Genomic DNA, 20,841 nt, shown 5'->3' with positions numbered 1-20,841 from the left:
TGCCGATTTCCGTCGCTTGCCCCCGGGCCGTGCCGGGAGATTGCCGGTCCGGCCCGGCGGTCGCCGAGCTTTGACGGTGACAGCGTACGAGACAGCGACTATGTAGCCGATCATGGAAACGGCTCCGTCCATTACCTCCCGTCTCAATCCATCGGTGGATGCGCCCGCCCGGGCCGGCTCCGCGGAAGTTCGCCTGGAGCGTGAAGACGATGCGACGCGCATCGTGCTGACGGGCGACTGGCGGCACGCGACGGTCGGCGACATCGATGTGCGAATGCGCGAGATCGCAAGGGAAAGCGGGAAGTCCGCCGTCATCGACATGGGCGGCATCACGCATATCGATACGGCCGGCGTCTGGCTCGTACGTCGCCTGCAGGGCGACCTGGCCGCGGCGGGATGCGACGTGGCGATCGACGGCGCGGACGACAGCGAGTCCGTCCTCATGGAGGCCGTGCCGCAGAAGCTGCCCGAAGCGCAGAGCCCGCGCAAGCGAGCCTCGATCTTCGAGCGGATCTTCGCCCCGGTCGGCGCACGCGTCCTCGACCTTTGGGGCGACATCGTCGCGTCGATGTACATTCTCGGTTCGGCCGTACGCGGCGCGCAGCTGAAGCTGAACCGCACGAGCGGGGCCTCACCCGCCGCGATCGTTTCGCAGATGGACCATATGGGCGTGCGCGCGGTGCCCATCATCGCGCTCATGTCCTTCTTGATCGGCGCGATCATCACTCAGCAGAGCGCCTTCCAGCTGCGCTATTTCGGAGCGGAAATCTTCGTCGTCGATCTCGTCGGCATCCTGCAGCTGCGCGAGGTCGGCGTGCTCCTGACCGCGATCATGATCGCCGGGCGTTCGGGCAGCGCGATCACCGCCGAGATCGGCTCGATGAAGATGCGCGAGGAGATCGACGCGCTGAAGGTGATGGGCCTCAATCCCATCGGCGTGCTGGTCTTCCCGCGCCTGATCGCGCTCGTCATCGTGCTGCCGCTTCTGACCGTCGTGGCGGACGCCGCCGCACTGTTCGGTTCGGCCGTCGTCGCCTTCAGCTATTCGGGTATCACGCCGGACGTGTTCCTCAACCGGCTGCAGAGCTCGGTCGACATGTCGACGATCATCTCCGGCATGCTCAAGGCGCCGTTCATGGCGCTCATCATCGGCATCGTCGCGGCGGTGGAAGGCATGAAGGTCGGTGGCAGCGCGGAGTCGCTCGGCCAGCACGTGACGGCCTCCGTGGTCAAGGCGATCTTCGTCGTCATCCTCGTTGACGGCCTGTTCGCGATCTTCTACGCGGCGATCAACTACTGAGGCGCCATGTGCCCGAAGCGTCTGCCACGCGTGCCCGACGTTCGGCGAAGCCGCTGGCGCAACTGGCAAAAAGGCAACATCGCCGGCAAAGATCGTTCGCGACCCTTGGGTGACGGTGCGGTTGCCCCCATATGCGGCGATTGAAGTCAAGCGGCGCTTTTCGTTGCGCGTAACCGAGAGCCGATGCTTTGAAGACCACCGACGAAACGAAGCTTCGGGGAGCTGCGACGCAAGGCGACGTCATCCTTTCCGCACGCGACATCTGCGTCGCCTTCGACGGTTTCAAGGTTCTCGATCATCTCGATCTCGACATCTATCGCGGCGAGATCCTCGGCTTCGTCGGCGGGTCGGGTACCGGAAAATCGGTGCTGATGCGCACCATCCTGCGCCTCCTGCCGCGCCAGGCCGGCGATATCCATATGCTCGGCATCGACTACGACGAGGCTGACGAAGAAGAACGCATCGCGCTCGACATGCAACTCGGCGTTCTCTTCCAGCATGGTGCGCTTTTTTCCGCGCTCACCGTCAAGGAAAACATCCAGGTGCCGATGCGCGAGTATCTGGATCTGCCGCGGCCGCTGATGGACGAACTCGCGCACCTGAAGATCGATCTCGTCGGCCTCGCGCCGGAGGCGGCGAACCGGTATCCTTCCGAACTTTCCGGCGGCATGATCAAGCGTGCGGCCCTTGCCCGTGCGCTCGCGCTCGACCCCATGCTCGTCTTCCTGGACGAGCCGACGTCCGGCCTCGATCCGGTCGGCGCCGCAGAGTTCGACGAACTGATCGCGAAACTGCGCGATACGCTCGGGCTTACGGTCTATATGGTCACCCACGATCTGGACAGCCTGTTTTCCGTATGCGACCGCATCGCCGTGCTCGGCCAGAAGAAGGTTCTCGTCGCCGGCACGCTGGACGCGATCCTCGCCAACGACGATCCGTGGATCCAATCCTACTTCCACGGCAAGCGGGCACGCCTCCTTCCCGGCAACGGCGAGCAGAGGCAGGCGGTATGAGCGCTTCGACGAGACATTCCGGTGGAGCGAGCTGATGGAAACGCGAGCCAACTACGCCGTCGTCGGCTTTTTCACGATCCTCGTCATCGCCGCCGCGTTCGGCTTCGTCTACTGGATGTCGAATTACGGCCGCCAGGGCGACATGGCGCCGATGGACGTGCGCATTCCCGGCTCGGCGAACGGCCTGAGCGTCGGTTCGCCGGTGCGTTTCAACGGCATTCAGGTCGGCTCCGTCAAAGGGCTGACGATCGACGACGACGATCCTACCTATGTCGTCGCCCGCACGGAGGTGCGCACGGACGCGCCAGTCTACCCCTCGACGAAGGCGAACCTCGAGGTGCAGGGGCTGACCGGCTCGGCCTATATCGAGCTTTCCGGGGGCGAGAAGGCGGGCGAAAACCTGCTTCAGAAGGCCGAACGCACGGGCGATGTGGCGACGATACGCGCCAACCCCTCGAGCGTCGCCAACATCCTTTCGACGGCCAACCGCATCCTGACGAAGGTCAACGCGACGGTCGGCGAGTTGCAGACCTTCTCCACCCAGGTGCGCGGGCCGCTCACCAAGACCATCCAGAACACGGAAACGTTCTCCCAGGCGCTCGCCGACAACTCGAAGGGCATCGACCAGTTCCTTCAAAGCGTCGGCTCGCTTTCGGATACGGTGAAGAACCTTTCCGGCAGGCTCGATTCGACGCTCGCCAGCGTGCAGACGCTCGTCGAGGCGGTGGACGCGAAGAAGATCGACGACATCGTCACGAACGCCGACCATACGACCCGGCAGATCGCCGAGGCTTCCGATCAGCTCAACGAGACGATGGGCGAGATCCAGAAGACGGCGGCGACCTATCGCGCGGTCGGCGAGAAGGCGGAGAAGGCGCTCGATTCCGTCGACACGCTGCTCGCCTCGGTCGATCCCGAACAGGTCGGCGGCGCGATCGACAACGTCGCCGCCGCCAGCCAGTCCGCCCGCACGGCCCTGAAGCAGGTGCAGCAGGTGGCCGAGCAGTTCAGCAAGCACGATCAGGACATCGACCAGACGATCGACAATATTACGGCCATGTCCAAAAAACTGAACGCGGCGTCCTCACGCGTGGACTCGGTGCTGGCCAAGGTCGACGGCTTCCTCGGCCAGAGCGGATCGACCTCCATCATGTCGGACGCGAAATCGACCCTGGACTCCTTCAAGCAGGTCGCCGACACGCTCAACAAGCGTATCGGACCGATCGCCGACAATCTGCAGCAGTTCTCCGGCAACGGCCTGAAGGGCGTGGAGCAGCTCATCGACCAGCTCAGCCATGCGGTGAACCAGATCCAGGGCGCGGTCTCGTCGATCGAAGAGAACCCGCAGCAGTTGATTTTCGGCGGAAAGAACGTGAAGGAATACAATGGCGGACGTACCCGCCGTTGACCCGTCTACGGACCTTAGGGGGGCGTTCTTAAGGCTTTGCAAACGCTCTTCATGGTAGCGTTTCCGGTTCGCGTCGATCAGAGATCGGGCCCGTGGTCATCGACGGCGGTTCCCGCTCGCGCGGTGCCCGGGCGAAGAGGAAAGGGTGACGCATGAGAAAGAGGTTTTGCGGGCTTCTGGCGGCGGCGGTCGGGACCATGCTCCTGAGCGGTTGCGCGAGCCTGCCCTTCGGCGGTTCCGCGCCCGATACCTTCGATCTCTCCACGCCACAGGTTCAGCAGCGCGGTGGGCGAACGCGCCAGCAGCTTCTCGTTCCCCAACCGACCGCGCTGAAGGCGCTCGACGGGACGAACGTCGTGATCCGCACGGCGCCGTTGACGATCCAGTTCCTGGCCGCCGCCCAGTGGAACGACACGCTGACGAACATCGTCCAGGCCAAGCTGATCGAGGCGCTCGAGAACAGCGGCCATTTCAAGGGTATCGGCCGGCCGGGCGATGGGCTGGCGATCGACTACCGTGTGCTCGTGCACGTGCGAGAGTTCGACGTCGCGACCTACGGTGCGCCGGTGGCGCGCGTGCGTCTTTCGGTTCGCCTGCTGAACGACCGCGACGGCGTCGTCGCCCGCGAATCCGACTTCTCGGCAAGCACCCCCGTCACGGGCGAGGGGAACGCCGCCTTCATCGCCGCGCTCGACAACGCGTTCCAGAAGGCCGTCGTCAAGATCGTCGACTGGACGATCGCCTCGACCGACGCTTCGGGCCCTTCGGGTTCCCGATCATCATCATGAAAAACCCCGCCGATCGCTCCTGATCGGCGGGGTCTTCGTTAAGGGACCATGTGGTCCGTCGCGGGATTATGCCGCCTCGCGCTCCGGCACGCGGCTGCGGCGGACATCGTCGTCGGTCAGTACGCCACCGGCGCGCAACAGCGCGGCGAAGCGACCGTTGCTCTGCCTCAGTTCCTGGAAGCTGCCGGACTCGATGATCCGGCCGTGATCGACGAAAAGCACCCGGTCGGCCTCGCGTACCGTCGAAAGGCGGTGTGCGATGACGAAGGTCGTTCTTCCGCGCCTGAGCGTATCGATGGCGTTCTTCACGCGCTCCTCGGTTTCGACGTCAAGCGCGCTCGTCGCCTCGTCGAGCACCAGGATCGGCGCGTTCTTGAGGACCGCGCGGGCGATGGCGATGCGCTGGCGCTCGCCGCCCGAAAGGTGCCCGCCGCGTTCGCCGACGGTCGTGTCGAACCCTTCGTTCTTGGCGCCGATGAAGTCGGTCGCCGCTGCAGCCTCCGCGGCCGCCGCCACTTCGTCGTGCGAGGCGTCGTCCCGGCCGAGGCGAATGTTCTCCGCGATCGAGCGGTTGAGGAGCCCGGAGTCCTGGAAGACGGTCGCGATCGAGCTTCGAAGCGAACGGCGGGTGACGCTGGCGATGTCGACGCCGTCGATCAGGATCCGTCCGCTCTGCGGATCGAAGACGCGCTGGAGCAGGTTCATCAGCGTCGTCTTGCCGGCGCCCGTCGGGCCGACGATCGCAACCGTCTCGCCCGCCTTGGCCTCGAAATCAACGCCGTGCACGCCACAGCTGCCGGCCTCGTCGAAGGTGAAGTGCACGTTCTCGAAGCGCACGTTGCCGGAAACCTTTTCGAGCGTGCCGGCACCCTCGGGCTCGCTGCGCTCGGCAACGGCATCCTCAAGCCGGTAGAAGTCCTCGAGCTTCGAACGTGCATCGAAGATCTGGTTCACGAACTGGCTGATCTGGTCGAGGCGGGAGATGAGCAGATTGGCAAAGCCGATGAAGGCGACCACGTCGCCGACCATGATCTCGCCGCGACCGACGAGAACGGCACCGACGATGAGGATGATCAGCATCGAGATGGTCGAGGCCATCCGGTGCATGCCGCTTGCCAGCGCCCACCAGTCGAGCACGGGGAACTGCACGGAGATCAGGCTCTTCGTGTATTCGCCGAGCTGGCGTGTCTCCTGGTCGATGCGGTTATAGCTGTGCAGTACCGAGACGTTGCTGATCGCGTCGCTCACATGGGAAAAGACGCGGTGATGGTGTTGCTCGACCGCAGCCTGACCCTTCTTCGTCTTCTTGATGACGAGCCGGCTCGTCGCGAAGTAGACGATGCCGAGCATCAGGAGGACGAGGGACAGGCGGAAATCCATCGAGATCGCCGTCGGGATCAGCAGGCCGATGGCAACGGCCGTCGCGAGATGCTGGCGCATGAATTCGAGCCAGAGCGAAGACAGCGAGTCGACGGCGCGAAGCAGCGTGTGCAGTGCGTTCGAGGTGCCGCGCCGGCCATGCCAGGACAACGGCATCGAGATGACGCGGCTGAACGATTCCGTGAGTACCTCGACGCGCCGGCGATGCGCGAGCCGGTCGGCCTCGCGTGCGACGAGCACGAAGGCGACGGTCGAGAAGAGGCCGAGAACACCCCACAGGACCATGTTGAGTGCGACGTTGCCGTTGCCGGACAAAGCATCGATGATGCGTCCGAAGAGGACGGGTTCTGCGATCATGATGACCGCGAGGATGACGTTGGCCGTCGTGACGAGGCCGACGCGCATCCGATGCGTGGCAAGATAACGAAGTGCCCTAAGGTAGACTTGAACGAGCGACACTGTAAAAACCCCACAGCCTTGAGCGAGACGGGACGGATCCCGCCCCATGCATGTGCACCGCAATGTAAGGGGACCTTGCCCGGAATGTTCCTGAACAACAGACAACTCTGGGAATCAGCCTGTCACGTTCCGTGAGAAGACGGCGTCGCCGCCCCCGCGTGTGCGCGGTTGGTCTGCCGATGTGGGCATCAGTGCCATTCAATGGTCGGTGGCCTGGCCGTCACATGGGTGTCCGACGGCTCGGAGTTTGCTCGAACGAGACCGCGGTTTTACATAAAAGCCTTTTTGTCCAGAGACTTGTACCGATCTGGCGGAGCTACGCGTTCATTTTCGTCATGATCGTAGGCGACGAGCCTCCTGCATGAAGCCTCGATACGAATTGTGATGGGGCACAAGATCCACGCCATGCCAATGATCATCGTGATCTGCGCAAAGCGTAGATCTATATATTCCGCTATGGTTATGTTGCGCTGCATGTATTTTACCGGTATGAGCAACGGTAAATCTCTCTATTTCAATATATAGAACATTAATGAATACGTGTATCAAAAATAGAAATACAGAAAAACAATTAACTCAGTACGTATTCTTCTCGTGTTTGCGAGCAACCTATTTTTCTCCGTTGCCGTTGATGTCAAGTCATGGAGAGGCAATAGGAAAAGAAAATGAAAAATTTCAAGACAAGAAATCTGCTTGCCGCGGCGACGGCTGCCGCGACGATCGCGCTCATCACGCCGAGCTTCGCTCTCGGTGTTTCGGTTGGCGGTGTCAGTGCCGGTGTTTCAGGCGGAAAGACGAGTGACGGGGGTGTCGGCGCCGGCGTCGGTGCGTCCGTGGGCGGCTCCAACGGTGTCGATGCCGGGGCCGGCGCCTCCGTCGGCGGTTCGAGCGGTACCCATGCCGGGGCGGGCGCTTCGGTCGGCGGTTCCGATGGGGCTGATGCCGGTGCCGGCGCCTCAGTCGGCGGCAGCGGCGGCGGCGGTGTCGACGCCGGGGCAGGGGCGTCCGTCGGCGGCTCGAACGGGGTCGATGCCGGCGCGGGTGCTTCCGTCGGCGGCGGCAGTGGTGTCGATGCCGGAGCGGGCGTGTCCGTCGGCGGTTCGAACGGGGTCAATGCCGGTGCCGGTGCTTCGATCGGCGGTGGCAGCGGTGTCGATGCCGGTGTGGGCGCCTCGATCGGCGGCGATGATGGTGCAGACGTTGGTACCGGCGTATCGATCGGCGGCGGGAATGGCACGAACGGAAGCGCTTCGAACGGCGGTTCCAGCGGCGTGGACGACGGCTCGAACGGCGGCACCGCGATGACCGGCCGCCAGCAGCGCGTCAGTCAGACCTACGCCCAGATGAGCGACACGCAGCAATTCCAGATCCGCCAGCAGTGCCGCGATCTGCTTTCGGCCTCGTCGGGCGGATACAGCTACGACATGGCCAAGTTTTGCAAGGTCCTGAAGTCGCTTCGATAGCACTTCGTCGAACGGACGGCGCGCCGGAGCGGTAACCCGCATCCGGCGCGCCGTCATGATATGGCGGAGCGAACGCTCCGATCATTCCGCCGCGATGTCGCCAGCGATAAAGCCGCCCGACTGGCGTCGCCAAAGATCCGCGTAGAGGCCGCCCGTGGCGACGAGTTCGTCGTGCGTGCCGGTCTCGACGATACGGCCTTCGTCCATGACGATGAGCCGGTCGAGCTCTGCGATCGTGGAAAGGCGATGGGCGATCGCGATCACCGTCTTGCCTTCCATCAGCGTACCGAGATTTTCCTGGATCACCGCTTCCACTTCCGAATCAAGCGCCGAAGTCGCCTCGTCGAGCACGAGGATCGGCGCATCCTTCAGCATGACGCGCGCAATGGCGATGCGCTGGCGCTGGCCGCCGGAAAGCTTGACGCCGCGTTCGCCGACATGGGCGTCGAGGCCGAGCCTGCCGTTCTGGTCCTCGACCGTCTCGATGAACGACCAGGCTTCGGCCCGGCGCGCGGCGGCAGCCAGCGCTTCGTCATCGGCGCCCGGGCGACCGAAGCGGATATTGTCGCGGATCGAGCGGTGGAGGAGTGCGCTGTCCTGCGTGACCATGCCGACGGACGCGCGCAGTGATTCCTGCGTCACTTCGGCGATGTCCTGCCCGTCGATGAGGATCCGGCCGCCTTCGAGGTCGTAGAAACGCAAAAGCAGGTTGACGAGCGTCGACTTGCCCGCTCCCGAACGCCCGACGATGCCGACCCGCTCTCCGGGCGCGATCGTCAGCGACAGGTCGTCGATGACGCCGCTTTCCCTGCCGTAGTGGAAGGCGATCGCCTCGAAGCGAATGCCTGCACCCTGAACGGCGAGTTGGTGCGCATCCGGCGGGTCGACGAGCCCGATCGGCCTGGAGATGAGGTCCATCGAGTTCTGGATGGTGCCGAAATTACGCATCAGGCCGTTCAGCTGCGCCATCATGCGGCCAAAGAGCATGTTGAGCCGCAGCACGAGCGCCATCGTGAAGGCGACGGCGCCGGTGGTGATCGCTCCGGAAAGCCACAGGTCGATCGAGAAGACGCCGATCGCCGACATCATGATGCCGGAGAGGAAGGCGAGCGAGGCCCGCACGCCCGTCAGGCTGCGGGTGAACGGCAGGATCGCGCCCAGAAAGCGCGCAAATCCTTGGCGGATATAGGCGTCGTTGTCCTCGGCGCGGCCGTAGAGCTTGAGCGTCTGGGCGTTGGAATAGCTGTCGACGAGGCGGCCGTTCAGCATCGAGGAGGCTTCGGCCGTCGCCTTGGCATAGCGGCGGATGCGCGGGACGAAGAGGCGCGCGAGCACGGCGAAACAGGCGATCCAGACGACGACGATGCCGGCGAGCCGCCAGTCGAGCTGGGCGATCAGCGCGATCGTCGTGACGGCGTAGATCAGGATGAACCACGCGACCTGCAGCAGCGACGTCATGAAGTCGCCGGTCGCCTGGCCGGCCTGCCAGACCTTGGTGACGATGCGCCCGGCGAAATCGTTCTGGAAGAAGGAAAGGCTCTGGCGGGCGACATGCGCGTAGGCCTGCCAGCGCACGAGGTTGTAGAAACCCGGCACGATCGTCTGTTCCTCGACGAGAGCTGCCGCCGCCGTGACGAGGAAGCGGCCGATCGAGACGACGAAGAGCATGGCTGCGAGTTCGAGTGCGTGCCCGGCGAGGAGACCGTGCCAGCCGGCGGCCTTGTCGGCAGTATCGAGCACGTCGACCAGACGACCGACGAAGTAGAAGAGCGCGGCTTCGAGGAGGGCGACGAGCCCGCCGATGATCAGCATCAGCAGGAAGGGAAGCTTCGCCTGCGAGACGTAGAACCAGAGAAACTTCAGCGCCGTATCCGGCGGCTTGAGGTCGCCCTTGCGGGCGAACGGGTCGATCCAGGTTTCGAAGCGTCGGAAAACGGATCTGAAAATCATGGGTGCCAATATAGGTTCACGCCCGGTCGGAGCAATCGGCGGTATCGGCAAACCGGCGATTGACGAGGAAACCGAAGACTGCAGCGACGAGACAGGCGATCCCGCCGACGACGAAGGGGATCCGCGCGCCCGCCATGTCGGATAGCGTACCGAGTGCCGGTCCGCCGACGACGCGCGAGGCGCCCATGACGACGGCCTGGAGCGCGAGAACCCGGCCGTGCATGTCGCGGCGCGCCTCGACCTGAATGATGGCAGTGGTCGACGTCATGTAGACGATCGTGACCATGCCGGAGAGGAACATGACGATCGCCGCTGTAACCACGTCGGAGGTGAAGGAAAAGGTGACGAGCGAGACGCCCATTCCGCAGGCGGCGGCGAGTATGTGGCGAATGGCGACGAGCGAGCGGTTTGCAACGACGAGCCCGCCGATCAGAGACCCGGCGCTGAAGAGCGAATAGAGAATCGTGAAAGTCGCGTCCGATCCGTTCAGCGTGCGGTGGACGAAGAGCGGCAGGGTGACGTTCAGATTGTAGGCGAAGATGCCGATCGCCAGCATCATCGCCAGGCTCGACCAGAGCCGGCGCTGCGTGCGTACATAGGCGAGCCCGGCGCGTACGGCCTTCGGCTTGCGGCCGGTGCTCGCCTCCCGGAAGAGGTCGCCCGGACGCATGGCGAAGAGGCAGGCGATGACGGCGATGTAGCTCGCCGCGTCGATCGCGAAGGCCGGCCCGTAGCCGAAGAGCGTAATGAAGAGGCCGGCGAGTGTCGGGCCGAAGACACGCGAAAGGTTGACGATGGTGCTGTAGAGCACGACGGCGTTCGGGATCGCCTCTGCAGGCACCATCTCGGTGACGAAGGAGCGGCGCAGCGGATTGTCGGCCGCAAGCAGGATGCCGCCGAGAAGGGCGAGGAGATAGAGCGCGTAGAGCGGCGGGTTCGGAAGGAACGCAACGAGCGCCAGTGCGAGCGACTGGACCATCTCCAGCGCTTGGGTGACGAGCAGCATCTTGCGCTTGTCGACGCTGTCGGCCATCGCGCCGGCGGCCGCCGAAAGCAGAAGCAGCGGCAGGAACTCGCACGCCGTCACGATGCCGACGGCAAAGCCGCTGCCCGTCAGCTTGAGGACGAGCAGGATGAGGGCGACGCGCGTCAGCCAGTTGCCGGTGTTGGAGATCGTCTGGCCGATGAAGAACAGGCGGAAGTTCCGGGTCTTCAGCGCCAGGAAGGTCTCGTCGAGCCAGCGGTGGACGTGCGATTGCAAGGATTTGCGAGAGGTGGAATGCAAGGTCATCGGGGGCGCACGCGTTTCTGGCGGCCCGAAACGGCCGGCACACGCAAGCGCCGGTAAGGGGTCGTCGCACTTGAAAGGTAAACTTTACAGTCTTCCTTCATACATATAGATTGGCAGGATGCAAGGGCAAGAGGCTTCAGAGGCAGCGGAAGCGACGGCAGCACTCGCCGGGCGGTTGCGCACGGTGATCGGCCAGCTGCGGCGCCGTTTTCGCGCACAGGACGGGCAGGGCGACCTGAGCTGGTCGCAGAAATCCGTGTTGCTTCATCTCGAGCGCGAAGGGGCGGCGACCGTCTCCGCGCTTGCCCGCAGGGAGGGGGTGCGCCCGCAATCAATGGGCGCGACCGCCGCAAGCCTTCAGGCGGCAGGCCTCGTTTCGAGCGAGCCGGATCCCGACGACGGACGGCAGACCCTTCTCGCACTGACGCCCGCCTGCCGGGAATGGCTGGCCGCCGCCAGAAGCGCGCGGCAGGACTGGCTGGTCCGAGCGCTCGGCGAACGTCTCGATGCGGACGAGCGGGCGCGGCTCGCCGATGCGGCGGAGCTCCTGGCTCGGCTTACCGAAACCGAATAGACCGTCCCGACTTCGAACGGTGGGCAGCATGCTGGAGTGTCCGCGACAGGGCGGATCACTCCGCGACGGCGCTCTCGGCTGTTTCCTCCTGCAGGAAGCCGCCGGACTGGCGTGCCCAGAGGTCGGCATAGAGCCCGCCGCGTTCGACGAGTTCGTCGTGGGTGCCGATCTCGACGATCTCGCCGTGGTCGAGCACCACGAGGCGGTCGAGTTCGGCGATCGTCGACAGGCGGTGGGCGATGGCGATGACCGTCTTGCCCTCCATCAGGGCGAAGAGGTTTTCCTGAATCGCCGCTTCGACCTCGGAATCGAGCGCCGAAGTTGCCTCGTCGAGCACGAGGATCGGCGCGTCCTTCAGAAAGACGCGCGCGATGGCGATGCGCTGGCGTTGCCCGCCGGAAAGCTTGACGCCGCGCTCGCCGACATGGGCGTCGAGGCCGCGGCGACCCTCGACGTCCTCAAGGTCGGCGATGAACTCCATGGCATTGGCCCGTTCCATCGCATGGACGATCTCGGCTTCCGTGGCGTCCGGCTTGCCGTAGGCGACGTTGTCGCGGATCGAGCGGTGGAGGAGGGACGTGTCCTGCGTGACGACGCCGATATGCGCACGCAGACTGTCCTGCGTGACGTCGGCGATGTCGCGCCCGTCGATCAGGATGCGGCCGGACTCGAGGTTGTAGAAGCGCAGGAGCAGGTTCATCAGCGTCGTCTTGCCTGCGCCGGAGCGGCCGACGAGACCGATCTTCTCGCCTGGCGCGATCGACAGCGACAGGTCTTCGATGACGCCTGCCGCCTTTCCGTAATGGAAGCGGACATGGTCGTACGCGATCGCGCCCTGGCGCGTGCGCAACCGATCGCTTTCCTTGAGGTCGATCACCTCGTGCGAACGCGCCATCATCGCGCGGCCGTCATGCACCATGCCGAGATGCTCGAAGAGGGCGGAAACCTCCCACATGATCCACTGCGACATGCCGTTCATGCGCAGCGCGAGACCGATCGCCACCGCGATGGCGCCGACAGAGACGACGCCGCCCATCCAGAAGCCGATCGCCAGCGCACCGACGGCAAAGACGAGCGCGGAGTTGATGGCGTAGAGCGAGAACTGGAAGACCGTGACGAGGCGCATCTGCGCGTAGACGGTCTTGAGGAACGAATCCATGCTGTCGCGCGCATAGTCCTCCTCACGTCCGGCGTGGGAGAAAAGCTTGACGGTGGCGATGTTGGTATAGCTGTCGACGATGCGCCCGGTCATCGTCGAGCGCGCATCGGCCTGGCGCTGCGTCACGTGGTTCATGCGCGGCACGAAATAGGCGATCAGCCCGACATAGGCCGCGACCCATACGACGAGCGGCAGAACAAGACGCCAGTCGAGGCTCGCCACCATGACGATCATGGCGACGAAATAGACGGCGATATAGACGAAGATGTCGAGGATCTTCATCACGGATTCGCGCACGGCGAGCGAGGTCTGCATGACCTTCGTCGCCACGCGGCCGGCGAACTCGTCGGCGAAGAAGCCGAGGCTGTGGCGCAGCAGATAGCGATGCATGCGCCAGCGCGCGATCATCGGGAAGTTCGGCAGCAGCGTCTGGTGGATGATGAAGGCCTGCAGAAGCATGAGGAGCGGCAGGGCGATCAGCACCACGAAGCCCATGAAGAAGAGCGTCCAGCCCTCGCGCGCAAGGAAGCCGTTCGGGTCGGCGGACGAAAGCCAGTCGACGATGTTGCCGACGAAGCCGAAGACCACGACCTCGCCCGCGGAAATGATCGCCGAAAGGATCGACATGATCGCGAGCCACGGTGCGGCCTCGCGCGAATAGTACCAGCAAAACGCGAGAAAGCCCTCCGGCGGCTGTACCGGTTCTTTCGCCGGGTAGGGGTTCAGACGCTTCTCGAACCACGAAAACATCGTTTCGCTCCGCTTGCCGCGCCGGATCTTTGCCGACGCACGCATCGTTCTTTCAGGTCGATATCTTCGACGGCTTGCCGGCGGCTGCCGCCGTCGCGGTGAGCGACATCCGACCCGACGGCCACCTTGTCGCTGAGACAGTCTACGACTGCAAGATCGCGACATATGGAGACGAACGCTCCGCGGCAAGCCTTTCGGCGGGATTATCCGGCCTTTTCAGGGGCGACGCCAGTTCGCCGAAGCCTGAAAGGACGGGATCTGGCACTTCGGCCCCGTTATCGATCCATGCTTACGGGCGGACCATGAAGAGGCCTTCGAAGCGCATGACGAGGGTGCCGTCTTCGCTCTCGCCTTCGCCGTAATGTTCCATCAGGTGCCAGCCCGGCCGGCTGGCGAGCGCGCGGCTGCGGATGGCGGCGAAATGGAACGTCACCGTTTCTCCCGCATAGACCGGTCGCGGCCAGCTCAGCTCGCGAAAGCCGGGCGAGGGGCCGAACTCGGGCACCGCCTCGCCGTTCGCCCGTGCTTCGGCCAAGCGTGCCTGCCAGTGATCGACATTCGCGCGCATCCAGGCGGCCGTCGTGTGCCAACCCGATGCGCAAAGGCCGCCGAACATCGTGTCGCGGGCGGCTTCGGCGTCGAAGCGTTGCGGGTCGTATTTACGGGCGAAGGAGAGGATCTCCGCCTCGTCGAAATGGCGGCTTCCGAGGCGCAGGCGACGGCCGGACGCGAACCAGCTTTCGAGATCGATCATTCGGCTTCCCCATCGCCGCGCCGCCGGATCATCATCGAATGCGCACACCGCATGACGACCTCGTCGCGTTGGTTGGTCACGGTGTGGGCAAGGGCGACGATGCCGATATGCGGGCGCGAACGCGATGGGCGACGACCCGTGACCATGCTCGTCCCGGCAATCCGGTCGCCTGCGAGAAGCGGGCGCTCCCAACTTACCGTATCGACGCCGGGTGCCCCTTCGGCGGCACTTCGCAGGACGAAGCTGTCGGCCATCATGCGCATCAGCAGCGCGGTCATGTGCCAGCCGGAAGCGGCGAGCCCGCCGAGCAGCGACGCCTCGGCAGCCTCTGCGTCGACATGCATCGGCTGCGGGTCGAACTCGGTGGCGAAGGAAACGATCTCCTCGCTCGAAACCGTCATCGGCCCGAGCGCGAAGGTGCGCCCTTCGTGGAAGTCCTCGTAGGCGAGAAGCGGCGCGTTGCCGGCGCCTTCCGGCGCATGCGGTTCGGGATCGGTCATTCAGGTGTTGAACTTGAAGAGCATGACGTCGCCGTCCTGAACGACGTATTCCTTGCCTTCGTCGCGGGCCTTGCCGGCTTCCTTGGCGGGGCCTTCGCCGCCGAGTTCGACATAGGTGTCGTAGGCGATGGTCTGCGCACGGATGAAGCCGCGCTCGAAATCCGAGTGGATCGCGCCGGCGGCCTGTGGCGCGCGCGAGCGGCTGCGCACGGTCCAGGCACGGGTTTCCTTCGGGCCGGCCGTGAAGAAGGTGATGAGTTCGAGCAACTCGTAGCCCTTGCGGATCAGCCGGTCGAGGCCGGGTTCGCTCAAGCCCATCTCGCTCAGGAACTCCTGAGCCTCCTCGTCGGGAAGCTGGGCGACCTCCGCTTCGATCGCCGCGGAAATGATCACGGCCTGCGCGCCCTGGTCGGCTGCCATCGCCTCGACGGCTTTCGTGTGAGCGTTGCCCTCCGCGGCGTCGGCTTCGGCGACGTTGCACACATAGAGGACCGGTTTTGAGGTGAGCAGGTTGAGACCCTTCAGGAGCTTCACCTCTTCCGCGTCGAGATCGGCGAGCATCCCGCGAACGGGCTTGCCGTCCTTCAGCAGCGCCAGCGCCTGATCCATGATCGGCAGGACGGTCGCCGCTTCCTTGTCCTTGCCGGAAGCGCGCTTGCGCGTCTGGTCGGTCCGGCGTTCGAGGCTTTCGAGATCGGAGATCATCAACTCGGTCTCGATCGTCTCTGCGTCGCCGACGGGATCGATGCGGCCCTCCACATGGGTGATGTCGTCGTCCTCGAAGCAGCGCAGTACGTGGACGATCGCGTCCACCTCGCGGATATTGGCGAGGAACTGGTTGCCGAGGCCTTCACCCGTCGAGGCACCACGCACGAGCCCTGCGATGTCGACGAAGGAGATGCGCGTCGGGACGATTTCCTTCGACTTCGCGATCTCGGCGATCGCCTTCAGGCGCGTATCCGGCACCGCGACCTCGCCGGTGTTCGGCTCGATCGTGCAGAAGGGATAGTTCGCCGCCTGCGCGGCGGCCGTGCGCGTCAGCGCGTTGAAGAGCGTCGACTTGCCGACGTTCGGCAGGCCGACGATGCCGCATTTGAAGCCCATGGAATTCGTGCCTGTGCTTGCGGGTAAAGGGGCGGGTAAGAGACGATGCGTCCGCTATGGCGCCTCGCCCGGACGGGGTCAAGACGCGGGCGACGGGTGCCCGTGCGTTCAGTCGGTGTCGGAGCCGAAGAGGCGCTTGAGCATGTCCGCCATCGGTCCGCTTTGAGGCGGCGCGGCGGGTGCGCTCCGGCGGGCCTGACGGATGTGCGACTGGCCCTTCTTCCCACCGCCGGCCTTCTTGCCGCTGGCGTTCGAGGGCTTTGCATCCTGCCGTTCGGCTTGTGTCGGTTCCGGTGCGCCCGGTGCCTTCTCGAGCGCTTGCACGAGGCGGTTCAGGAAGCGGTCGTTCTCGCCCTTTGCAAGCAACGGTGCCTCCTCTCCGATCGCGTCGAGGAGCGGCTCCAGCCATTCGCCGTCGGCCTTGGAAAAGTCGCCGAGGACATGGTTGTTGACCATCTCCTTCGCACCCGGGTGGCCGATACCGAGGCGCAGGCGCCGATAATCCTTGCCGCAATGGGCGTCGATGGATTTCAGCCCGTTGTGCCCGCCATGTCCGCCGCCGGTCTTCAGCCGGACGCGGCCGGGGCCGAGGTCGAGTTCGTCATGCATCACGACGAGGTCTGCGAGCGAGAGCTTGTAGAAGCGCATGGCCTCCCCGACCGCCTGGCCGGAAAGGTTCATGAAGGTCTGCGGCTTGAGGAGAAGCACCTTTTCGCCGGCAAGCTCGCCATCGGCGATCTCGGCGGAGAACTTCTTCGCGAAGGGCGAAAAGGAATGGCGGCGGGCGATCGCGTCCGCCGCCATGAAGCCGATATTGTGGCGGTTTCCCGCGTAACCGCGGCCGGGATTGCCGAGTCCTGCGATGAGCAGCATGGGGTTCGAACTCCCGCCGACGCGAGAAAGGGCGAGGAAGGATTACTCCTCGCCGCCTTCGCCTTCCTGTCCGTCGGCCGCGCCGGTCTCTTCGCTGAGATCCTCTTCGGCGACCTCGGTCTCTTCGCCCTCGGCCTCTTCCTCGGCTTCGTCGCTCTTCATGGCGGCGGGGCTGGAAATGGAGGCGAGCGTGAAGTCACGGTCCGTGATCGTCAGTTCGACGGCGTCGGGCAGCGTGATCGCCGAGACGTGAACCGAATCGTTGATCTCGAGACCGGTCAGGTCGACCTCGAAGGAGTCCGGGATCTCGTTGGCCGGGCAGGTGACCTCGACGGTATGACGCACGACGGCGAGCACGCCGCCGCGTTCGATGCCGGGCGAAGCCTCCTCGTTGAGATAGTGCACCGGCACCTCGACCGTGACCTTCGTGTTGCGCGAGACGCGCAGGAAGTCGACATGCACCGTGAAGTCGCGCACGGGGTCGAGATCGTAGGTCTTCGGCAGGACGCGGATCTTCTTGCCGTCGAGATCGATCGTCGCCAGCGTGGTGAGGAAGCCGCCGCCGTGAATCTTCAGCGTGACGTCCTTGTAGGGGAGGGCGATCGGCAGCGGTTCCTGCCTGTCGCCATAGATGACGGCCGGGATCTTTCCATTGCGACGCAGTTCGCGGGCGGACCCCTTACCGACCCGTTCGCGCGTCTCGGCCTTGAGCTCGTAAGGCTCGCTCATGGCATTTCCTTTCGGTTGTCTGGAGCGGCTCCCTCGATCCTTCGGACATGATGCCATGCCCATAGGGAAAGGAGCGCCGGGCGTCGTTGCCCGGACCGTGGTGCCTCCAAGGGTGTCTGCACGGATGGCGGGTCTCATAGCGAAGCCGTGCGCGATGCGCAAGCATCTCGCACCTTGCGAGCCCGTTCCGGGCGCTTCAGCACGCGCGTCTCGACGTTTCCCATGGAACCATGACCATGCGCGGGCGCTTCATCGGCGAACGGCCGGGGCGCATGCAGCGTCACGGGTCGGCTCGAACGCAAGGAAACCACCATGGAATATCGTCCCCTCGGCCGCTCGGGCCTGATGGTCTCGCGCCTCGTTCTCGGAACGCTCACCTTCGGAGGCAAGGCCGGTTTCGAAAAGCTCGGCAATACCGGGCCGGACGAGGCGCGCCGCATGATCGACACGGCGCGCGAAGCCGGCGTCAACATGATCGACACGGCCGATCTCTATTCCATGGGCGGTGCGGAGGAAGTCGTCGGCGAGGCGCTTTCATCCGCCAGGGGCGGCTGGCCGGAGGACATGCTGATCGCCTCCAAGGCGCGCTTTCCGATGGGCGACGGGCCGAACGCCGGCGGCGCCTCTCGCTATCACCTTCTTCGGGAAGTCGAACGTTCTCTCAAGCGGCTCGGGCGCGACCATATCGACCTTTACTACATGCACCAGTGGGACGGGGTCACGCCGATCGAGGAGACGATGGCGGCCATCGACACGATGATCGAACACGGCAAGATCCGTTATGCCGGCCTTTCGAACTACAATGGCTGGCAGACCATGAAGGCGCTCTCGGCGGCGGAGCGCACGCGCCACCGGCCCGTCGCGCAGCAGGTCTACTACACGCCGGAAGCGCGCGAGGCGGAATACGAGCTTCTGCCGGTCGGCCTCGACCAGGGGCTCGGGACGATGATCTGGAGCCCGCTCGGCGAGGGGCTTTTAAGCGGCACGCTTCGTCGCGGGCAGAAGCTCGAAGGCGAGCACCGCCAGAACAACGGCTGGCCGGAACCGTGGGTGCGCGACCGCGAACGGCTCTACGACATCATCGACTGTCTCGTGGAGGTCGGCGAGGCCCACGGTGTTTCCGCCGCCCGGGTGTGCCTCGCCTGGCTGCTGACGCGCCCGGGTGTCACCGGCCTCGTCATCGGTGCGCGGAACGAGGAACATCTCACCGACAATCTCGCCGCCGTCGACCTGACGCTGAGCGAGGAGGAGATCGCGCGCATCGAGAAGCTCGGTCGCCCGATGCCAATCTATCCCTACTGGCACCGCGCCATGAACGGCACCGATCGGCCGGAACCGGCCGACGAGGCGTTCATGCAGGGCCATCGCGAGACGATGGGTCTCTGACGGCTACGCTATTTCCCTGTCGGGGCCGCAGCACTCGAGGCCGGCTTGGGGATCGGGGTCGGCCTCCCGTTCGCGTCGAGCGCGACCATGACGAAGCGGGCGTCGGTCACCTTGTCGCGATGGTCGTCCAGGTAGCGTTTGGCCCATGCCTCGACCTTCAACGTGATCGAACTCGTGCCGATCCGCTCGATGCTCGTATAGACGCACAGCGTGTCGCCGACCCTGACAGGCATGGCGAACGCCATCTCGTTGACGGCAGCGGTGACGACGCGCCCGCCCGCGGCCTCTGCGGCACGCATACCGCTCGCCAGGTCCATCTGCGCCATGACCCAGCCGCCGAAGATGTCACCGGCGGCGTTCTGATCGCTCGGCATCGCCTGGGTGCGCAGCGTCAGGTCGCCCACCGGTGATGATTTGTCGTGCATTTTTCGATCCTTCGTCGAAGCGTTTGACGGGATGGTTCGGCACTGATTCGCCGGATACTCCATCGTCACCAAAAAGCCGGAATATGCGTGCGTCATGGCGAAAAAAGAAAAACGGATGACGCATTTCGGCGGCTTCCGGGTTGACGACGGGGCGCATGTGCCTAAATTCCGCAACAATTCAAAGGGGGCTGTGTAGGCTCCGGACGTTCGCGTATGTTCACCGCATGCGGTCTGGCGTTGCAAGCAAAGGGAACCGATGGCGGAAAAGCTGAGCGTCCGAAACGTATACAAGATCTTTGGCGGCGACGTGGACACCGCCCTTTCGCAGTTGGAAAACGGCGAGACGAAAGAGACGATCTTCGCCGAAACCGGCATGACCGTCGGTGTTCAGGACGCGAACTTCACCGTCAACGAGGGCGAAATCTTCGTCATCATGGGCCTTTCGGGGTCCGGTAAATCGACCCTCGTGCGCATGCTGAACGGCCTGATCGAGCCGTCGAGCGGTGAAATCCTTATCGACGGCGACGATGTCGCCAAGGCCGATACGAACAAGCTGCGCAAGATCCGGCGCTCCAAGCTTGCGATGGTGTTCCAGCACTTCGCGCTGTTCCCGCACAAGACGGTCGCCGACAATGTCGCCTACGGCCTCAAGGTAAAGGGCGTGGGCCGATCCGAGCGGCGCGAGCGTGCACTCAAGGCACTCGGACAGGTCGGCCTGAGGCCGCATGCGGATACCTACACTTCGGAGCTTTCGGGCGGCATGCAGCAGCGCGTCGGCCTTGCCCGCGGTCTCGCCACCGAATCCGACATCCTCCTGATGGACGAGCCCTTCAGCGCGCTCGACCCGCTGATCCGCCGCGACATGCAGGGCGAGCTCCTGGAGCTTCAGCGCTCGCTGCAGAAGACGATCATCTTCATCACGCACGATCTCGACGAGGCCCTGATCCTCGGCGACCGCATCGCGATCATGAAGGACGGGCGCATCGTGCAGACGGGGACGGCACGCCAGATCGTCGACGAGCCCGCCGACGACTACGTGGCTGCGTTCACGCAGGATATCGACCGGGCCCGCGTTCTGACGGCCGAGACCGCTGCCGTCGAGCCGGAAGCGCTCCGTTACGGCGAGGCGACCGTCGGCGAGGCGCTGCGGCGCATGGAAGAGCTGGACCGGAACGCCCTGTTCGTGACGGACAACGGCAAGCCCGTCGGCGTCGTCGCCTATCGCGACCTCGTCGCGGACGGCCACGATCGCGAGGCGAAGCTCGCCGACGAGCGCATGTGCACCGACTTTCCGACCGTGCCGCACGGCACGTCGCTGCGCGACCTCTACGGCTTCGCATCGTCTGGCCTGCCGATCGGCATCGTCTCCGACGAGGGCAAGCTCGACAGGGTGGTCGAGGCGCGCGCCCTTTTCGGGCAGCTCGCGACGAGCCCGGAAGAAGAGCAGGCCGCCGCCGAGCGGTCCGGACACGATCCGGCACAGGGTCAGGCTGCGACCGCGTGATCGTCTGCGCGACCGCCGACCCCTACCTACA

General features: G+C 64.7%; 18 protein-coding genes. 8 read left to right on the top strand and 10 right to left on the bottom strand.

The window, feature by feature from the left end:
- Positions 1-112: 112 nt before the first annotated feature.
- The 4 genes from FJU11_RS07880 (at position 113) to FJU11_RS07865 (ending at position 4,509) form a co-directional block, all read left to right on the top strand.
- A complete protein-coding gene (locus FJU11_RS07880; protein WP_141166492.1) occupies positions 113-1,300 on the top strand; it encodes an MlaE family lipid ABC transporter permease subunit in 1,188 nt (395 codons plus the stop codon).
- 188 nt (positions 1,301-1,488) lie between these two features.
- Positions 1,489-2,313, top strand: coding sequence for an ABC transporter ATP-binding protein (locus tag FJU11_RS07875; protein WP_141166491.1), 825 nt, complete (start codon positions 1,489-1,491; stop codon positions 2,311-2,313).
- Between the two features lie 34 nt (positions 2,314-2,347).
- Positions 2,348-3,721 (top strand): MlaD family protein, encoded by a 1,374-nt coding sequence (locus tag FJU11_RS07870; RefSeq protein ID WP_141166490.1) that lies wholly within the window; start codon positions 2,348-2,350, stop codon positions 3,719-3,721.
- Positions 3,722-3,873: 152 nt separating this feature from the next.
- Positions 3,874-4,509 carry an ABC-type transport auxiliary lipoprotein family protein gene (locus tag FJU11_RS07865; RefSeq protein WP_141166489.1) on the top strand — a complete coding sequence of 212 codons (636 nt, stop codon included), beginning with the start codon at positions 3,874-3,876 and terminating at the stop codon, positions 4,507-4,509.
- Between the two features lie 66 nt (positions 4,510-4,575).
- Here the strand turns inward: FJU11_RS07865 and FJU11_RS07860 are convergent, their stop codons facing one another.
- Positions 4,576-6,348 carry a glucan ABC transporter ATP-binding protein/ permease gene (locus tag FJU11_RS07860; RefSeq protein WP_181408094.1) on the bottom strand — a complete coding sequence of 591 codons (1,773 nt, stop codon included), beginning with the start codon at positions 6,346-6,348 and terminating at the stop codon, positions 4,576-4,578.
- Positions 6,349-7,013: 665 nt separating this feature from the next.
- Between FJU11_RS07860 and FJU11_RS07855 the strand changes: the two genes are divergently transcribed.
- Entirely contained in the window at positions 7,014-7,811 is a 798-nt protein-coding gene (locus tag FJU11_RS07855) for a hypothetical protein (protein WP_141166487.1), read from the top strand.
- Between the two features lie 81 nt (positions 7,812-7,892).
- Here the strand turns inward: FJU11_RS07855 and FJU11_RS07850 are convergent, their stop codons facing one another.
- Both FJU11_RS07850 and FJU11_RS07845 read right to left on the bottom strand, forming a co-directional pair.
- Positions 7,893-9,761 carry an ABC transporter ATP-binding protein gene (locus FJU11_RS07850; RefSeq protein WP_141166486.1) on the bottom strand — a complete coding sequence of 623 codons (1,869 nt, stop codon included), beginning with the start codon at positions 9,759-9,761 and terminating at the stop codon, positions 7,893-7,895.
- 16 nt (positions 9,762-9,777) lie between these two features.
- Entirely contained in the window at positions 9,778-11,052 is a 1,275-nt protein-coding gene (locus tag FJU11_RS07845) for an MFS transporter (protein ID WP_141166485.1), read from the bottom strand.
- A gap of 118 nt (positions 11,053-11,170) precedes the next feature.
- Here FJU11_RS07845 and FJU11_RS07840 point away from each other — a divergent pair, with 118 nt between their 5' ends.
- Positions 11,171-11,626 (top strand): MarR family winged helix-turn-helix transcriptional regulator, encoded by a 456-nt coding sequence (locus FJU11_RS07840; protein WP_141166484.1) that lies wholly within the window; start codon positions 11,171-11,173, stop codon positions 11,624-11,626.
- 55 nt (positions 11,627-11,681) lie between these two features.
- Here FJU11_RS07840 and FJU11_RS07835 read toward each other — a convergent pair whose 3' ends face one another.
- The 6 genes from FJU11_RS07835 to FJU11_RS07810 all read right to left on the bottom strand — a co-directional run bounded on the left by FJU11_RS07835 (position 11,682) and on the right by FJU11_RS07810 (position 17,495).
- Positions 11,682-13,535 carry an ABC transporter ATP-binding protein gene (locus FJU11_RS07835; protein ID WP_141166483.1) on the bottom strand — a complete coding sequence of 618 codons (1,854 nt, stop codon included), beginning with the start codon at positions 13,533-13,535 and terminating at the stop codon, positions 11,682-11,684.
- Positions 13,536-13,824: 289 nt separating this feature from the next.
- A complete protein-coding gene (locus FJU11_RS07830; protein ID WP_407946675.1) occupies positions 13,825-14,286 on the bottom strand; it encodes a hotdog family protein in 462 nt (153 codons plus the stop codon).
- Positions 14,286-14,789: a MaoC family dehydratase gene (locus FJU11_RS07825; protein WP_141166481.1), complete on the bottom strand. Its 504-nt coding sequence runs from the start codon at positions 14,787-14,789 to the stop codon at positions 14,286-14,288. Before FJU11_RS07825 ends, FJU11_RS07830 begins: the two co-directional genes overlap by 1 nt.
- A complete protein-coding gene (ychF, locus tag FJU11_RS07820) occupies positions 14,790-15,893 on the bottom strand; it encodes a redox-regulated ATPase YchF (protein ID WP_141166480.1) in 1,104 nt (367 codons plus the stop codon). It abuts the gene before it with no gap.
- A 108-nt stretch (positions 15,894-16,001) separates the two neighbouring features.
- A complete protein-coding gene (pth, locus tag FJU11_RS07815; RefSeq protein WP_141166479.1) occupies positions 16,002-16,766 on the bottom strand; it encodes an aminoacyl-tRNA hydrolase in 765 nt (254 codons plus the stop codon).
- A 42-nt stretch (positions 16,767-16,808) separates the two neighbouring features.
- On the bottom strand, positions 16,809-17,495 hold the full coding sequence (locus FJU11_RS07810; protein ID WP_141166478.1) for a 50S ribosomal protein L25/general stress protein Ctc: 687 nt from the start codon (positions 17,493-17,495) through the stop codon (positions 16,809-16,811).
- Between the two features lie 312 nt (positions 17,496-17,807).
- Here FJU11_RS07810 and FJU11_RS07805 point away from each other — a divergent pair, with 312 nt between their 5' ends.
- Positions 17,808-18,881 (top strand): aldo/keto reductase, encoded by a 1,074-nt coding sequence (locus FJU11_RS07805; RefSeq protein ID WP_141166477.1) that lies wholly within the window; start codon positions 17,808-17,810, stop codon positions 18,879-18,881.
- A gap of 8 nt (positions 18,882-18,889) precedes the next feature.
- Here FJU11_RS07805 and FJU11_RS07800 read toward each other — a convergent pair whose 3' ends face one another.
- Positions 18,890-19,306, bottom strand: coding sequence for an acyl-CoA thioesterase (locus tag FJU11_RS07800; RefSeq protein WP_141166476.1), 417 nt, complete (start codon positions 19,304-19,306; stop codon positions 18,890-18,892).
- 307 nt (positions 19,307-19,613) lie between these two features.
- Here FJU11_RS07800 and FJU11_RS07795 point away from each other — a divergent pair, with 307 nt between their 5' ends.
- Positions 19,614-20,810 (top strand): quaternary amine ABC transporter ATP-binding protein, encoded by a 1,197-nt coding sequence (locus FJU11_RS07795; protein ID WP_235890898.1) that lies wholly within the window; start codon positions 19,614-19,616, stop codon positions 20,808-20,810.
- The last annotated feature ends 31 nt before the right edge of the window (positions 20,811-20,841 follow it).

The organism is Pararhizobium mangrovi (genome assembly GCF_006516965.1).
Lineage (GTDB): Bacteria > Pseudomonadota > Alphaproteobacteria > Rhizobiales > Rhizobiaceae > Pararhizobium_B > Pararhizobium_B mangrovi.
The sequence above is the reverse complement of the archived record's forward strand: the minus strand, read 5'-3'. Positions and strand labels throughout refer to the sequence as shown.

Bases quoted from the DNA above. Each gene is read 5' to 3' on its own strand.
- FJU11_RS07805 (WP_141166477.1), top strand. From the start codon at position 17,808: ATGGAATATCGTCCCCTCGGCCGCTCGGGCCTGATGGTCTCGCGCCTC.
- FJU11_RS07800 (WP_141166476.1), bottom strand. From the start codon at position 19,306: ATGCACGACAAATCATCACCGGTGGGCGACCTGACGCTGCGCACCCAG.
- ychF (WP_141166480.1), bottom strand. From the start codon at position 15,893: ATGGGCTTCAAATGCGGCATCGTCGGCCTGCCGAACGTCGGCAAGTCG.
- FJU11_RS07865 (WP_141166489.1), top strand. From the start codon at position 3,874: ATGAGAAAGAGGTTTTGCGGGCTTCTGGCGGCGGCGGTCGGGACCATG.
- pth (WP_141166479.1), bottom strand. From the start codon at position 16,766: ATGCTGCTCATCGCAGGACTCGGCAATCCCGGCCGCGGTTACGCGGGA.
- FJU11_RS07845 (WP_141166485.1), bottom strand. From the start codon at position 11,052: ATGACCTTGCATTCCACCTCTCGCAAATCCTTGCAATCGCACGTCCAC.
- FJU11_RS07850 (WP_141166486.1), bottom strand. From the start codon at position 9,761: ATGATTTTCAGATCCGTTTTCCGACGCTTCGAAACCTGGATCGACCCG.
- FJU11_RS07880 (WP_141166492.1), top strand. From the start codon at position 113: ATGGAAACGGCTCCGTCCATTACCTCCCGTCTCAATCCATCGGTGGAT.
- FJU11_RS07840 (WP_141166484.1), top strand. From the start codon at position 11,171: ATGCAAGGGCAAGAGGCTTCAGAGGCAGCGGAAGCGACGGCAGCACTC.
- FJU11_RS07810 (WP_141166478.1), bottom strand. From the start codon at position 17,495: ATGAGCGAGCCTTACGAGCTCAAGGCCGAGACGCGCGAACGGGTCGGT.
- FJU11_RS07825 (WP_141166481.1), bottom strand. From the start codon at position 14,789: ATGACCGATCCCGAACCGCATGCGCCGGAAGGCGCCGGCAACGCGCCG.
- FJU11_RS07870 (WP_141166490.1), top strand. From the start codon at position 2,348: ATGGAAACGCGAGCCAACTACGCCGTCGTCGGCTTTTTCACGATCCTC.
- FJU11_RS07855 (WP_141166487.1), top strand. From the start codon at position 7,014: ATGAAAAATTTCAAGACAAGAAATCTGCTTGCCGCGGCGACGGCTGCC.
- FJU11_RS07835 (WP_141166483.1), bottom strand. From the start codon at position 13,535: ATGTTTTCGTGGTTCGAGAAGCGTCTGAACCCCTACCCGGCGAAAGAA.